Here is a 13,129-nt window from a genome sequence, read left to right as displayed (position 1 = left end):
GCCAGCAATTACGGGGATTCAAAAAAACAAGGGGCTACGGCAATGCCGTAACCCCTTGTTTGCGTTGGCTGGGGGACTAGGATTCGAACCTAGGTTGACGGAGTCAGAGTCCGCTGTCCTACCACTAGACGATCCCCCAATAAACGGTTTTCCGCCGCGCTTAGCGCTTGGAGAACTGCGTGGCCCGACGTGCCTTGTGCAGGCCGATCTTCTTGCGCTCGACCATACGGTCGTCCCGCGTAACGTATCCGGCACGGCGAAGGCCTGGCTTGAGTTCTTCGTCGTAGCGGGTCAGCGCGCGGGTAATCCCGTGGCGAATCGCGCCGGCCTGCCCCGTCGAACCGCCGCCGCTGACCGTAACATAGATGTCGAACTGATCGGAAGTCTCGGTCAGCTCCAGGGGCTGACGCACGATCATGCGGGCGGTCTCGCGACCGAAATACTCATCCAGGCTGCGACCGTTGACCGTGATGTTGCCGTTGCCGGGGCGAAGGAACACCCGTGCAGCAGAGGTCTTGCGTCGTCCGGTGCCGTAGTACTGCTGTGCTGTCATCGCGATTCGTTCCGTTGTTCAGCGTCGCTGCAGGGTCACACTTCCAGCGCCTGGGGCTGCTGCGCGTGGTGATTGTGCTCCGAGCCGGCATAGATCTTGAGTTTCTTCAGCATCTGCCGGCCAAGCGGTCCCTTCGGCATCATGCCCTTGACCGCTAGCTGGATCACCCGCTCGGGTGAGCGCTGCTGCAACTCCTCGAAGGTAAAGGTCTTGCCGTTACCCACATAGCCGGTGAAGCGGAAATAGCTCTTATCACGGCGCTTGCGACCGGTCACCGCGACCTTGTCGGCATTGACCACCACGATGTAGTCCCCGGTGTCCACATGGGGCGTGAACTCGGGCTTGTGCTTGCCGCGCAACCGATAGGCGATCTCGGAGGCGAGCCGCCCCAGGGTCTTGTCGGTGGCGTCGACCACATACCAGTCGCGCTTGACGTCAGCCGGTTTGGCGCTGAAGGTCTTCATCGAGGCTGATCTCCGAAGCAGTCGCTTCCCGTGAAAGGCCGACGATGGTACACAACGCCGACCGGTACGGCAACCGCCATTGATACGAACACGCGGAATACGCAATGGCACGCCCCAAGGGCCGTGCTAATGGCGCGGAATTCTCGACATAACGCCGCCGGCTGTCAACTACCCCTCCACGGCGGCGATGGCCCCCCGTACACTGGGGTATCGAAATGCGACAACCGATGTGAGCGCACCCCATGCAGGCACGTCATTACACCCCTGCCGACCGGATCATCGGCCACCTCGATCAGGCCCTGCGTACCGTCCTCGGCAACCCGCCCACCACCGGCCGCCCGTACCCCGCGGACGGCGTGGCCGATACGGGCCTCGAGGAGGCTGAACGCCACCACGCGGCCGGCCTGATGCGGGTCAATCACTGTGGCGAGGTCTGCGCCCAAGCCCTCTATCAGGGGCAGTCACTGACGGCCCGCCGGCCGGAGATCGCCACTGCCATGCGTCGCGCCGCCGACGAGGAGAATGACCACCTCGTCTGGTGCCGCACCCGGCTGCGGGAACTCGACAGCCGCACCAGCCTCCTCGACCCCGCCTTCTACCTGGGCTCCCTGGCACTGGGCGTGGCGGCGGGAATGGCCGGCGACCGCTGGAGCCTCGGCTTTCTTGCGGAGACCGAGCGACAGGTAGTCCGTCACCTGGATGGCCACCTCGGCCGGCTGCCGGAGGCGGACGCGCGCAGCCGGGCCATCGTGGCCCAGATGCGCGCCGATGAAGCGGAGCACGCGGGGATGGCGCTCGAGGCAGGGGCCCACGAGCTGCCCCGCCCCGTGAAGGCGCTGATGCGGCTGACCTCCCGGGTCATGACCGCGAGCACCTACCGGATCTGAGCGCTCACACCTCCTGGTCTGGCGAGAGGTTGCGCCCGGAGAAGATCTCGCTCATCTCCCGGCGCAGCTGCAGCCGGATCTCCTCGCGGCGCTCCGGGCTGAGGCTCGCGGAGTTCTGACCGAACAGGTAGTCGTCGATGTTCCAGTCCTTGAGCAGCATCTTGGTGTGGAAGATGTTCTCCTGGAAGACATTCACATCGATGGTGTGATAGCGCCGCAGGGTGTCCTCGGCGAGGTAATTCTGGATCGAGTTGATCTCGTGGTCGATGAAGTGCTTGCGCCCTTCCACGTCGCGGGTAAACCCCCGCACCCGGTAGTCCATGGTGACGATGTCCGAGTCGAAGGAGTGGATGAGGTAATTGAGCGCCTTCAGCGGTGAGATGAGCCCGCAGGTGGCCACGTCAATGTCCGCACGAAAGGTGCTCACCCCCCGATGCGGATGGCTCTCGGGATAGGTGTGCACGGTGATGTGGCTCTTGTCGAGGTGGCCAAGCACAGTCTCGGGCAGGGGCCCGGGGGCCGCCGGCGCGGTCACGTAGGTGCCGTCCCCGCTGTCGGCGTCCTCCTCCGAGATCAGCAGGGTGACGCTGGCACCCTGGGGCTCGTAGTCCTCCCGCGCGATGTTGAGGACGTTGGCACCGATGATCTCCGCAACGCCGGTGAGAATCTGCGTGAGGCGCTCGGCGTTATACACCTCATCGATGTACTCAATGTACTCCCGGCGCTGCTCCGGGGAATCGGTATAGCAGACATCATAGATGTTGAAGCTCAGCGACTTCGTCAGGTTGTTGAAGCCGTAGAGCTTCACCCGCTGCTTTACCTCCGCCAAATTCGCGCCCTCCTGCGATATTTCCACCAAGTCACATGGCCCCATGGAACGACCGGTTCAACCCCCAGCGGCGCAACGGATCAGCCCTCCACGACCTCGAAGCCATGGCTCAGCTCCGCTGCCTTGCCGAGCATCAATGATGCCGAACAGTATTTCTCCGCCGACAGCGATACCGCCCGGGCAACGACGGGCTCGCGCAGCCCCTGGCCGACGACGCGGTAATGCAGATGGATACGCGTAAACACCTTGGGGGGGTCGTCGGCGCGCTCGCCACGCACCTCCACCTGGCAATCGGTGACCTCATGGCGGCCGCGCTGGAGGATGTGGACCACGTCCACCGCAGAGCAGCTGGCGAGGCTCAGCAGCATCAGCTCCATCGGCCGGGGGCCACGATCGGCGCCGCCGAGATCGGGGGGACCGTCGATGATCACCTCGTGACCGCTCCCAGTCTCACCGCGAAAGCCCATCCCGCCGAGCCAGCTCACCCGCGCCTGCATGCCCATGCCTATACCCCTCTCGCCCGGCACCGCTGCGTCACCGAATCGACAACCTTTTCGGGTAATCTTTTAGTATAACCTTTCCAAACGCGTTAAGATAGGAACCGGTGCAAATATTTCCATCACACTTGCGAACTTATTCACAATGATCTACACATCGCTTATGGTGCTTTCGCACTATCACAACAACCGGGTCGCAGCGGCATGGTAAAGGCCATCAAGGATACCCAGGTCCCCGTGCAGAATCTGCTCGCGCACTGCCATCGAAGGCGCTATCCGCCGAAGACCGTGGTCATCTACGCGGGCGACCAGGCGGACGCACTGTATTTCATCATCGAGGGCTCGGTCAGCGTCCTGATGGACGACGACAGCGGCCACGAGCTCGTCCTCGCCTACCTCAATGCCGGAGACTTCTTCGGCGAGATGGGGTTGTTCGGGGAATCCACGACCCGCAGCGCATGGGTACGCACCCGCACCCACTGCGAGCTCGCCGAGATCAGCTATGCCCGCTTCCGCCAGGCCGCGGAGGAGGACCCGCAGCTGCTGGTGCTGCTCGCCGGACAGATGGCGGATCGCCTCCGTCGCACGAGCACCAAGGTGCACGACCTCGCGTTCCTGGACGTCACCGGCCGGATCGCCCGCACGCTGCTGGACCTCGCCCATGAACCAGACGCCCTCACCCACCCCGACGGTATGCAGATCCGCATCACCCGTCAGGAGCTCGGCCGAATCGTGGGCTGCTCCCGGGAAATGGTGGGCCGCGTGCTCAAGGACCTGGAGGAGCGTGGCCTGATCGCAGTCAGCGGTAAGACCATGGTGATCCACAACACGCGCTGACGCCTCAGCCGCCGCCGAAGAGCTCGGCGAGCTTGTCGCCGGGCTCGGCGACCCGCATGAACGCCTCTCCCACCAGGAAGGCATGGACCCCGTGCTCGCGCATGTAGGCGACCTCTTCGCGGGTGTGGATGCCGCTCTCCGTGACCAGGGTCACCCCCGCCGGCACCTGCCCGCACAGCTCGATGGTGGTCGCGATATCCGTCTCGAAGCTGTGGAGGTCACGGTTGTTGACCCCCACCAGGGACGGCCCGAGGCGCAGCGCCCGCTCCATCTCCGCCGCGGTATGGACCTCCACCAGCGCGTCCATACCCAACTCCCCGGCCAGGGCATGGAGCTCGGCCAGGCGACTGTCACCCAAGGCCGCGGCGATCAGCAGCACGCAGTCGGCGCCGAGCGCCCGCGCCTCGTAGACCTGATAGGGGTCGATGATGAAGTCCTTGCGCAGCACCGGCAGCGCAGTGGCCTGCCGCGCCTGTTCAAGGTAGCGATCAGCACCCTGGAAGAAATCCTCGTCGGTGAGTACGGACAGGCACGTCGCCCCGCCCCGCTCGTAGCTTTGCGCGATGGCCACGGGATCGAAGGGGTCCCGGATCACCCCCCTGCTCGGCGAGGCCCGCTTGATCTCGGCGATCACGCCACAACCACCGGCCTCGACGGCGCGGGCCAGCGCCGCCCGGAAGCCCCGGGGCGGCGGCGCATGCTCGAGGCGACTGCGGAAGGCGTGCATACCCACCTGCTCACTGCGCTGCGCCACCACCTCTGCCTTGCGCTCGAGGATGCGCTTGAGGATGTCCGGCACCTCCTGCTGGTTCCCGCTCATGCCTCCCCCTAGAACCGATTGGTGTAGTGGACGAACTCGTCGAGCCGGCGAGCGGCGGCACCCTCGGCGAGGACCTCCCGCGCCCGCTCGACGCCGGCCACCACGTCCCCCGCCAGGCCGGCACAATAGATCGCTGCACCGGCATTGAGGGCCAGCATGTCCGCCGCCGGCCCGGCCTCACCGGCGTAGGCGCGGCGAATCAGCTCCAGGCTCTCCACGGCGGTATGGACCTTCACCGCATCCAGCGACGCGCTGTTAAACCCGAAATCCTCCGGCCGCAGCGTGTACTCGCGAATCTCGTCGCCATCGAGCTCGGCGACATGGGTCGGTGCCGCGATGCTGATCTCGTCGAGGCCATCCTCGGAATGCACCACCATAACCCGGTCACTTCCGAGTCGCCGCAGCACCTCGGCCAGGGGCCGGACCCAGTGGTCGGCGAACACGCCGAGGAGCTGGCGCCGAGCGCCGGCCGGATTGGTCAGGGGCCCGAGCAGGTTGAAGATAGTACGCACCGCCATCTCCCGGCGGGGGGCCACCGCATGGCGCATGGCGCTGTGGTGGCGTGGCGCGAACATGAAACCCACGCCGACGCGATCGACGCACTCACCCACCTGCTCGGGGTTCAGGTCGAGGTTGGCACCGGCGGCCTCGAGGAGGTCAGCGCTGCCGGAGGAGGAGGACACCGAGCGGTTGCCGTGCTTAGCCACCCGCCCCCCGGCAGCCGCCAGCACGAACATGGCGCCGGTGGAGACGTTGAATAGATTGGCGGCGTCACCGCCGGTGCCGCAGATGTCCACAAGGGCCCCGCCCTCCACCGGAACCCCGGTGGCGAGCTCGCGCATGACGCCGGCGGCGGCGGCGATCTCGGTGACGCCCTCGCCCTTCATCTGCAGCGCCACGAGGAATCCGCCGATCTGGGCGTTGGTGGCCTCGCCGGTCATGATCTGGCGCATGACCGTGGTCATCTCGTCGTGGGAGAGGTCTTGGCGGTCCATGACCGCCCGGATCGCCTGCTGGATCTCCATGCCTGTCTCCTTGCTCATGCGGCCCGGGCGGGACGCTCTAGGAAGTTCCGGAGCAGGTCGTGCCCCGCCGTAGTGAGTATGGACTCCGGGTGGAACTGCACCCCCTCGACATCCAGGCTGACGTGCCGGACGCCCATGATCTCCTCCATGCTGCCGTCCTCGTGCTCCGACCAGGCCGTGATCTCGAAGCACGGCGGCAGGCTCGAGCGCTCCAGCACCAGGGAGTGATAGCGGGTGGCCTCCATGGGCTGCGGCAACCCGGCAAAGACCCCGCGGCCGCGATGGTGGATCATCGAGGTCTTGCCGTGCATCACCCGGCTCGCGCGCACCACCCGGGCACCGAAGGCCTGGCCGATGGCCTGATGCCCGAGGCAGACCCCCAGCAGGGGGATACGCCCGGCGAAGCGGCGCACCACCGCCAACGAGATACCCGCCTGGTCGGGGGTGCACGGCCCGGGGGAGATGATGATGCGCTCCGGGGCCATGGCCTCGATGTCTTCCACCGTAACGGCGTCATTGCGATGCACCGCTACGTCCGCCCCCAGCTCCCCGAGGTACTGCACCAGGTTCCAGGTAAACGAGTCGTAGTTGTCGATCATCAGCAGCATGGCTCTACCCGTCCAGTCCCGCCTCGGCCATGGCCACGGCGCGAAACAACGCCCGCCCCTTATTCAGGGTCTCCTCCCATTCCAGGTGCGGCACCGAATCATGCACCACACCGGCGCCCGCCTGTACATGTACGGCGCCGTCCTTGATCACCGCCGTGCGGATGGCGATGGCGGTGTCCATATTCCCTGACCAGGAAAGGTAACCCACCGCCCCGGAGTACACCCCGCGTCGAACGGTCTCGACCTCGTCGATGATCTCCATCGCCCGCACCTTGGGCGCCCCGGAGAGGGTGCCCGCCGGAAATGTCGCCCGCAGCACGTCCATGGGTCCTAGGTCCGGGCGCAGCCGGCCGCTGACATTGGAGACGATGTGCATGACATGAGAATAACGCTCGATGGCCATCTGGTCGGTGACCCGCACGCTACCCGTCTCGCAGACGCGGCCGATGTCGTTGCGTCCGAGGTCGATGAGCATGAGGTGCTCGGCACGCTCCTTCGGATCCGCCAGTAGCTCCGCCTCCAGGGCCCGATCCTCGGCCTCGGTGCGGCCGCGCCGACGGGTACCGGCCAGCGGCCGGACCGTGACCTCGCCGTCCTCCACCCGGGCCAGGATCTCCGGCGACGAGCCCGCCACCTGGAAATCCCCCAGGTCCAGGAAATACATGTACGGCGACGGGTTGGTGCAGCGAAGTGCCCGGTAGAGATCCAGTGGTCGACCGTGATAGGGGGCGCTCATGCGCTGCGAGGGCACCACCTGCATGCAATCGCCGGCGACGATGTACTCACGGATCCGCTCCACCGCCGCCTCGAATTCCACCTGCGTGAAATTGGAGGTGAAGTCCTCCTCGACGAGCACCCGGGGCGGCTGGCCGGTACGATACCCCGGCTCACTGGCACGCAGCCGCTCGCTGAGCTCATCGAGCCGGGCCTCAGCGCCCTCCAGGGCCGCGGGCTCGTCCGGGTCCACGTTGACCACCAGATACAGCCGGCCGGCCAGGTTGTCGAAGACCAGGACTTCCTCGGAGACCAGCAGGGCGATATCCGGCACCCCCAGCGGATCGGGATTCGGGCAGGGCCCCAACCGCGGCTCGATATGGCGGACCGTATCGTAGCCGAAGTACCCCACCAACCCGCCGAGGAAGCGGGGCATGTGCGGGAACTCCGGCGGTGGGGCCGCGCTGACCCGGGCATGCTCGCGCTCTACCCAAGCGAGGGGGTCACGCACCTCCGCGGTGTCCGTGATCTCGCCATCGACGCGGGTCTCCAGCCGTGTGCCGGAGAAACGGTGTTGCACCCGGGCCGGCAGCCCGATGATCGAATAGCGTCCCCACTTCTCACCGCCCTGCACGGACTCGAAGAGGTAGCTCCCGGGGCCACGGGCGAGCTTGAGATAGGTGGACAGGGGCGTGTCGAGGTCGGCGAGGACCTCGCGGACAACGGGGATTCGGTTACAGCCCGAGCGGGCCAGGCGCTGGAATCGGTTCGGCTCCATGATCATCACCGGATCTGCGGACTTCGGGGAACGAGGGTATCGACGGGACCACGCGCCACCCTCGCCATCGATGCCATTGCCCCGCTGCCGCGTTCACCGTCGGCCCGATCCCCGACACGCGCAGTACCGCCCCGCCCGGCACGGGCCGGCGGTGAGGGTCGATCCTGTTATCGCTGCGCATTGCCATGAGCGGGCCGCGGTGTCTCCCCGGTGTCTCGAATCCCGATCAGCGGCGGGAGCTCATCAAGACGCTGCACTACCGCCGCCGGGCCGGAGAAGAGGATATCATCACCGTCCCGGTAGCCATAGGGCACGCACACCATGGGGATCCGCGCGGCCCGCGCCGCCTGCAGATCGGCATCGGAGTCGCCCACCAGCAAGCAGTCCGTGAGTGCCACCCCCAGGAGACCGGCGGCATGGGCCAGTGGCTGCGGATCCGGCTTCTTCACGGGCAGGCTGTCACCGCCCAGGATCACGCCGAAGTACCGGGCCAGCCCGATCTCCTCGAGCAGTGCGCGGGCCAGGCCCTCTGGCTTGTTGGTGATCACGGCCATGGCCAGACCCGCCTGCGCCAGCGCCGCCAGCATCGTCCGCACCCCCGGATAGACGGTGGTACGCTCCACGAGGTGCTCGCGGTAAAGCACCAGGAACCGTGCCAGGGCCTCGCCGGTCCCCGGTGGCTCCTCGGTGATCTCCCGCTGGCCGGCCAGCGCCCGGGCCACCAGTCGGCGGGCACCATTGCCGATCCAATGGCGCACCTGATCCTCGCCCACCGGCTCTCGCCCCAGCTCGATGAGCAGCCGGTCCACGGCGGTAGCGATATCCGGGGCACTGTCTACGAGAGTCCCGTCGAGGTCGAAGAAGACCGCGGACGGACGTGCGAGCCCCATCACGCCACCTCGGCGAGACGCGCGCGCATCTCGTCGATCGCGGCGCGGTAGTCCGCCGCGCCGAAGATCGCCGACCCGGCAACGAAGGTATCCGCCCCGGCCTGTGCGGCCTCGGCGATATTGCCCGCCTTAATCCCGCCATCGATCTCCAGGCGCACGTCACGCCCGCTGTCGTCGATGATCCGGCGCGCAGCACGCAGCTTGTCCAGGGCACGGGGGATGAACGCCTGACCGCCGAAACCGGGATTCACGGACATGATCAGGACCATGTCCACCTTGTCGATCACCCAGGGCAGGCACTCCAACGGAGTGGCCGGATTGAACACCAGCCCCGCGCGGCAGCCCTGATCGCGAATCAGCTGCAGAGTGCGGTCAACGTGCTCGCTCGCCTCCGGGTGGAAGGTGATCCAACTCGCACCGGCGGCGGCGAACTCGGGGATGAGGCGGTCCACCGGCTTGACCATTAGGTGGACGTCGATGGGGGCGGTAACGCCATGGTCCCGCAGCGCCTGGCAGACCACCGGACCGAAGCTGAGGTTCGGCACGTAATGGTTGTCCATCACGTCGAAATGGACCATATCGGCGCCGGCGGCGAGCACGGCATCCACCTCTTCGCCGAGGCGCGCGAAGTCCGCGGATAGGATGGAGGGGGCGATCCGGAAATCCGCCATCAGCAAACCCAACCGGCTGTCGTAAAGTCGGGCACTTTACAACAGCCGGCCGGGGTTTGCAGCCGCGCCGCCGCCCCTAGCGGGTGACGAGCTCCGCCATGGGCGCCGGACGACCATAGAGATACCCTTGGGCGAGCAGGCCCGGCCAGCGCTCGAGAAAGCGCGCCTCCTCAGTGGACTCGATCCCCTCCACCACCACCAACAGGCCCAACTCCCTGGCCATGGACACGATGGAGTGCATGATGATGGGGCCCGCCTCGTCCTGCCACAGGCCCTGGACGAAGCTACGATCCACCTTCAGTGCCTGCACCGGCAGCTCGCGCAAATAGGCCAGCGAGGAATAGCCGGTGCCGAAGTCGTCGATGGCCAGGCTCACGCCCAGTCGACGCAGCCGGGCGAGGGTCTCCCCCACCGCGGCACTATGGCCGATGAGCCGGTGCTCGGTGAGCTCCAGGGTCAGCCGCTCGGGGGCCAGACCTGCATCCTGCAGTGCCGCGGCGACGGTATCGACGAACGCCGGATCATAGAGCTGCTCCACCGAGACGTTCACCGACAGCTCCGGGGCACTCCCTGGCGCGTCGCCCGCGGCGGCCACCTCCTGGCAGGCGCGACGAAGCACCCACGCCCCCACCGGCCGGATCAGGCCCGTGTCCTCGAGCACCGGCACGAACTGATCCGGCGGGATGTTGTCGTTCTGGTCCCAGCTCCAGCGCAGCAGCGCCTCCACCCCAACCAGGGCACCGCTGTCCAGATCGATAATGGGCTGATAGAGGAGGCTGAACTCGTCGGCGGCAAGGGCCCGATGGAGGCCGAGCTCCAGCGCCACGGCCCGCGCCGAGCGCGGATCCGGCGAATCCGCCCCATCGTGCTCGAACAGTATCCAGGAACGCCCCAGCCCGCGGGCGCGCTGCAACGCCGCCTCCGCCGCCGCGAGGGGCGCCTCCGGGGCACGGGGTACACACGGCGCGGAGAAGCCCGCGGAGACGGTGACCACCAGTTCTTCGCCTTGACAGATAATGGGGCGTCGCATGGTCTGATCCAGGGACTCGGCCATCGCCTCGGCGCGCTCCAGCGTCGCCGGCCCCCGGAGCAGGACGCCGAATTCGTCGCCACCGAGCCTCGCCACAAGATCTTCATCGCCGGCCAGCTCGACGAGCCGGCGCCCGACTTCCGCGACGACCATGTCGCCGCAGCCGTGACCATAGCCGAGGTTGATCTGCCGCAGCCGGTCGATGTCGACGCAGCCGACCGCCACCGGGTCCCCGGAAGCCGCCGCGGCCTCCAGGCCCGCGATGAAATCGGCCCGATCGAGTCGGGGCTTCGATGAGGCACCGCCGCCCTGCGGATCCGGCTCCAGCTCAAGTGCCATCGCCCCGCCGGCCAGCGGGATCACCCGCGCGGCGAAGCGGTGGCTCGGATCGGCCACACAGCAAAGCGTCAGATAGACCGCGGAGCAGCCGCTGCGCAGGGATGGCAAGCATCCGGAGAGCGGCCGCGATGGCAGCGCCACGTCGATGAGCCAGGCATCGATCCGCTCCCCGGGCGCCAGCCCCTGTAGCGCGCGGGGTGGCTCGGCCAGCAGCGCCTCCACCCGGCCCCGATCGTCCAGCAACACCCGATGGACTCCCCTTGGCGGGGACGCGACGCCCTCGGCCCGATTCACCCGGTGTTGCGACATGGCGCGTGGTACTCGAAGACCCATGGGTTGTCCCCTCGCGTTCGTTCCGGGGCAGCACCGCTACGGCAACCGTAGCGGGCACCGCCATCGCCCACCGGCAGCTCGACCACTGAGCCGGCGGGCATGCCGACCACCCGCGACGGACCACCATTCGCCAGCGTCCGCAGCCGGTGATTGGCGGCCGCGAGGGTGGCCTCGTCGTCCGCGTCGACGAGCACGTAGTCGAACGCCGTCACTGCCAGCGCCGCCTCCGCGTCGGGCAGGTCCCGACACTGGACGACCCGCCATAACGGTGAGGCGGTCAGGGCCTCGGTCAACGGCTGGGGACGGCGGCGGAGATCCACGATCAGGAGCTTCATGCCACCTCCTTCCGAACCTCGCCCTCGGCGACGTCGGGCCCCCTCACGCCGAGGGCCCGACCGAGGGCATCGTCAATGCTCAGGCGGCAGGCCACCGAGAGCACCCGGCCGATTCGAACCGCCTTCCCGTCGCCGAAGCGCACCAGGTTCAGCCCCAGCCCCCGGAGCATGCGCTCGACGGCGACGCTGGTGGCCATCACGTACTCGCGGATGCCGTTGTCGACGCCATAGCGATAGCAGGCCTGCATCAGCGAAAGGGTGGTCGCCGAGCAGCTCGCCTGCACCCTCGCCGAGGGGTCCTCCGGCTCCACCGCGAAGCGCGAGAGCTCCCAGACATCGCTGGCGCAGGGGAGGGGCTCACCGCGCAGCAGCTGCGGGAAGACGTCACGAAGCATATAGGGACCGGTGGTGGGCAACAGCCGGAATGTCCCGATGACCTCCTCGGCGCCGCGCCGGTAAGCGATGTAGACGGGATCGAGATCGTCGTACTCGTCCATCTCCCGGCCACGCGCGCTCGAGACCTCCCAGCCCAGGCGCTGGTGGAAGACACGATGGCGGAAACGGTACAAGCCATCCAGGGCGGGCGGCGGAAAAACCGGCTCGGAAGGCCGGCCTACGAGGATCTGTGACTGCATGACCCGGTGCCTCTCTTTCGTTATGGGCTCCGGGACTATTCAACGACCTGTGGGCCGGCGGGATAACTGTCAGATCTGACAGGTTGCTCCCGGCAATCGCCGGCGACGGGGACTCACGAGAGCTCTGGAGCGATCAGCCCCTGGGCCACGGCGCGGGCCACCGCCTGCTGGCGGGAACTGACCTCAAGCTTGTGGGCGGCGTTGTTGAGATGGAACACCACGGTGCGCTCGCTGATGCCGAGAATTGCGGCGGTCTCCCAGGCAGTCTTGCCCTCCGCCGCCCACAGCAGGCACTCGCGCTCCCGGCGGGTCAGCTGGGCCGGTCGATACGGCAGGTCACCCTGCTGGAGCAACCGACAGACCGCCTCATGGATATAGCTGGAGAATAGGAACAGCTCCGGCTGGGCGGCGATGAAATCGCGCTCGGCCACCGAGCCCCGTCGCTCACTGGAGAAGCTCAACAACCCCACCTCGCCGCGACTACCGCGCACCGGCAGACACAGGCCGCTGGCCAGGCCGAACTCCGCGGCCTCGAAGAGCACCTCCGCAGAGGCGCTGGGGGTGTCCGGGGCCGCGAGGAACTCGCTCCAGCGCGCCGGCCGGGTATGGCTGACCGAGTGCTGCACCGCCGGGTCCAGGGCGATATAGCCGTGGCGCTGATAGCGCTCCCGCCACTCATCCGGGTGGCCGCTGATCACCATCACGAACGGCCGGGTCAGGGAGCTGGGGAAACGGGCCCCGTAGATGAAGTGATCAAAGCCGTAGAGCCGCGCCGCCCGGTCACAGAGATCGTGGAGCGCCTCCACGCTATCCGCGGACAGGCTCGCCTCGATGAGCTCGGTGAGCCGCTCATCCGCCATAGTCCCCCCCTCGGCCCGGTTGCC

The 13,129-nt window shown here is 67.3% G+C and carries 16 protein-coding genes and 1 tRNA gene; 2 read left to right on the top strand and 15 right to left on the bottom strand.

What is annotated here, in order from left to right:
- Positions 1-65: 65 nt before the first annotated feature.
- The 3 genes from ACQ754_RS08090 to rplM form a co-directional block, all read right to left on the bottom strand.
- Positions 66-139 (bottom strand) — tRNA-Gln (locus ACQ754_RS08090).
- A gap of 21 nt (positions 140-160) precedes the next feature.
- Positions 161-553: a 30S ribosomal protein S9 gene (rpsI, locus tag ACQ754_RS08085; RefSeq protein WP_440996499.1), complete on the bottom strand. Its 393-nt coding sequence runs from the start codon at positions 551-553 to the stop codon at positions 161-163.
- Positions 554-588: 35 nt separating this feature from the next.
- Positions 589-1,017, bottom strand: a complete 429-nt coding sequence (gene rplM / locus ACQ754_RS08080; protein ID WP_440996498.1) for a 50S ribosomal protein L13 — start codon at positions 1,015-1,017, stop codon at positions 589-591.
- A gap of 242 nt (positions 1,018-1,259) precedes the next feature.
- Here rplM and coq7 point away from each other — a divergent pair, with 242 nt between their 5' ends.
- Positions 1,260-1,904: a 2-polyprenyl-3-methyl-6-methoxy-1,4-benzoquinone monooxygenase gene (gene coq7, locus ACQ754_RS08075; RefSeq protein ID WP_440996497.1), complete on the top strand. Its 645-nt coding sequence runs from the start codon at positions 1,260-1,262 to the stop codon at positions 1,902-1,904.
- Positions 1,905-1,908: 4 nt separating this feature from the next.
- Here the strand turns inward: coq7 and speD are convergent, their stop codons facing one another.
- Together speD and ACQ754_RS08065 are read right to left on the bottom strand one after the other, a co-directional pair.
- Positions 1,909-2,733: an adenosylmethionine decarboxylase gene (gene speD, locus ACQ754_RS08070; RefSeq protein WP_440996496.1), complete on the bottom strand. Its 825-nt coding sequence runs from the start codon at positions 2,731-2,733 to the stop codon at positions 1,909-1,911.
- A gap of 80 nt (positions 2,734-2,813) precedes the next feature.
- Complete coding sequence (locus ACQ754_RS08065; RefSeq protein WP_440996581.1) at positions 2,814-3,230, bottom strand: OsmC family protein; 417 nt, start codon at positions 3,228-3,230, stop codon at positions 2,814-2,816.
- Between the two features lie 204 nt (positions 3,231-3,434).
- Here ACQ754_RS08065 and crp point away from each other — a divergent pair, with 204 nt between their 5' ends.
- Entirely contained in the window at positions 3,435-4,067 is a 633-nt protein-coding gene (gene crp / locus ACQ754_RS08060) for a cAMP-activated global transcriptional regulator CRP (protein ID WP_440996495.1), read from the top strand.
- A gap of 4 nt (positions 4,068-4,071) precedes the next feature.
- Here the strand turns inward: crp and trpC are convergent, their stop codons facing one another.
- The 10 genes from trpC to ACQ754_RS08010 all read right to left on the bottom strand — a co-directional run bounded on the left by trpC (position 4,072) and on the right by ACQ754_RS08010 (position 13,105).
- Positions 4,072-4,887: an indole-3-glycerol phosphate synthase TrpC gene (gene trpC, locus ACQ754_RS08055; protein WP_440996494.1), complete on the bottom strand. Its 816-nt coding sequence runs from the start codon at positions 4,885-4,887 to the stop codon at positions 4,072-4,074.
- Between the two features lie 8 nt (positions 4,888-4,895).
- Entirely contained in the window at positions 4,896-5,912 is a 1,017-nt protein-coding gene (gene trpD, locus ACQ754_RS08050; RefSeq protein ID WP_440996493.1) for an anthranilate phosphoribosyltransferase, read from the bottom strand.
- Between the two features lie 14 nt (positions 5,913-5,926).
- Positions 5,927-6,520 (bottom strand): anthranilate synthase component II, encoded by a 594-nt coding sequence (locus tag ACQ754_RS08045; protein WP_440996492.1) that lies wholly within the window; start codon positions 6,518-6,520, stop codon positions 5,927-5,929.
- Between the two features lie 4 nt (positions 6,521-6,524).
- Positions 6,525-8,012: an anthranilate synthase component I gene (gene trpE / locus ACQ754_RS08040; RefSeq protein ID WP_440996491.1), complete on the bottom strand. Its 1,488-nt coding sequence runs from the start codon at positions 8,010-8,012 to the stop codon at positions 6,525-6,527.
- A 167-nt stretch (positions 8,013-8,179) separates the two neighbouring features.
- A complete protein-coding gene (locus tag ACQ754_RS08035; protein WP_440996490.1) occupies positions 8,180-8,902 on the bottom strand; it encodes a phosphoglycolate phosphatase in 723 nt (240 codons plus the stop codon).
- Positions 8,902-9,573 (bottom strand): ribulose-phosphate 3-epimerase, encoded by a 672-nt coding sequence (rpe, locus tag ACQ754_RS08030; protein ID WP_440996489.1) that lies wholly within the window; start codon positions 9,571-9,573, stop codon positions 8,902-8,904. Before rpe ends, ACQ754_RS08035 begins: the two co-directional genes overlap by 1 nt.
- A 76-nt stretch (positions 9,574-9,649) precedes the next feature.
- Entirely contained in the window at positions 9,650-11,188 is a 1,539-nt protein-coding gene (locus tag ACQ754_RS08025; protein WP_440996488.1) for a putative bifunctional diguanylate cyclase/phosphodiesterase, read from the bottom strand.
- Positions 11,189-11,232: 44 nt separating this feature from the next.
- On the bottom strand, positions 11,233-11,610 hold the full coding sequence (locus ACQ754_RS08020) for a hypothetical protein (protein ID WP_440996487.1): 378 nt from the start codon (positions 11,608-11,610) through the stop codon (positions 11,233-11,235).
- Entirely contained in the window at positions 11,607-12,245 is a 639-nt protein-coding gene (locus tag ACQ754_RS08015; RefSeq protein WP_440996486.1) for an acyl-homoserine-lactone synthase, read from the bottom strand. The genes ACQ754_RS08020 and ACQ754_RS08015 overlap by 4 nt, the downstream gene beginning before the upstream one ends.
- A gap of 113 nt (positions 12,246-12,358) precedes the next feature.
- Complete coding sequence (locus ACQ754_RS08010) at positions 12,359-13,105, bottom strand: LuxR family transcriptional regulator (RefSeq protein WP_440996485.1); 747 nt, start codon at positions 13,103-13,105, stop codon at positions 12,359-12,361.
- Positions 13,106-13,129: the final 24 nt, after the last annotated feature.

Source organism: Arhodomonas sp. SL1, from assembly GCF_052060015.1.
In the GTDB taxonomy this organism is placed as follows: domain Bacteria; phylum Pseudomonadota; class Gammaproteobacteria; order Nitrococcales; family Nitrococcaceae; genus Arhodomonas.
Note: the sequence above shows the minus strand (reverse complement) of the source record. Positions and strands in the feature narration are given on the sequence as shown.

Bases quoted from the DNA above. Each gene is read 5' to 3' on its own strand.
- ACQ754_RS08035 (WP_440996490.1), bottom strand. From the start codon at position 8,902: ATGGGGCTCGCACGTCCGTCCGCGGTCTTCTTCGACCTCGACGGGACT.
- ACQ754_RS08020 (WP_440996487.1), bottom strand. From the start codon at position 11,610: ATGAAGCTCCTGATCGTGGATCTCCGCCGCCGTCCCCAGCCGTTGACC.
- trpC (WP_440996494.1), bottom strand. From the start codon at position 4,887: ATGAGCGGGAACCAGCAGGAGGTGCCGGACATCCTCAAGCGCATCCTC.
- ACQ754_RS08010 (WP_440996485.1), bottom strand. From the start codon at position 13,105: ATGGCGGATGAGCGGCTCACCGAGCTCATCGAGGCGAGCCTGTCCGCG.
- trpE (WP_440996491.1), bottom strand. From the start codon at position 8,012: ATGGAGCCGAACCGATTCCAGCGCCTGGCCCGCTCGGGCTGTAACCGA.
- rpe (WP_440996489.1), bottom strand. From the start codon at position 9,573: ATGGCGGATTTCCGGATCGCCCCCTCCATCCTATCCGCGGACTTCGCG.
- trpD (WP_440996493.1), bottom strand. From the start codon at position 5,912: ATGGAGATCCAGCAGGCGATCCGGGCGGTCATGGACCGCCAAGACCTC.
- rplM (WP_440996498.1), bottom strand. From the start codon at position 1,017: ATGAAGACCTTCAGCGCCAAACCGGCTGACGTCAAGCGCGACTGGTAT.
- crp (WP_440996495.1), top strand. From the start codon at position 3,435: ATGGTAAAGGCCATCAAGGATACCCAGGTCCCCGTGCAGAATCTGCTC.
- ACQ754_RS08065 (WP_440996581.1), bottom strand. From the start codon at position 3,230: ATGCAGGCGCGGGTGAGCTGGCTCGGCGGGATGGGCTTTCGCGGTGAG.
- ACQ754_RS08045 (WP_440996492.1), bottom strand. From the start codon at position 6,520: ATGCTGCTGATGATCGACAACTACGACTCGTTTACCTGGAACCTGGTG.
- rpsI (WP_440996499.1), bottom strand. From the start codon at position 553: ATGACAGCACAGCAGTACTACGGCACCGGACGACGCAAGACCTCTGCT.
- coq7 (WP_440996497.1), top strand. From the start codon at position 1,260: ATGCAGGCACGTCATTACACCCCTGCCGACCGGATCATCGGCCACCTC.
- ACQ754_RS08015 (WP_440996486.1), bottom strand. From the start codon at position 12,245: ATGCAGTCACAGATCCTCGTAGGCCGGCCTTCCGAGCCGGTTTTTCCG.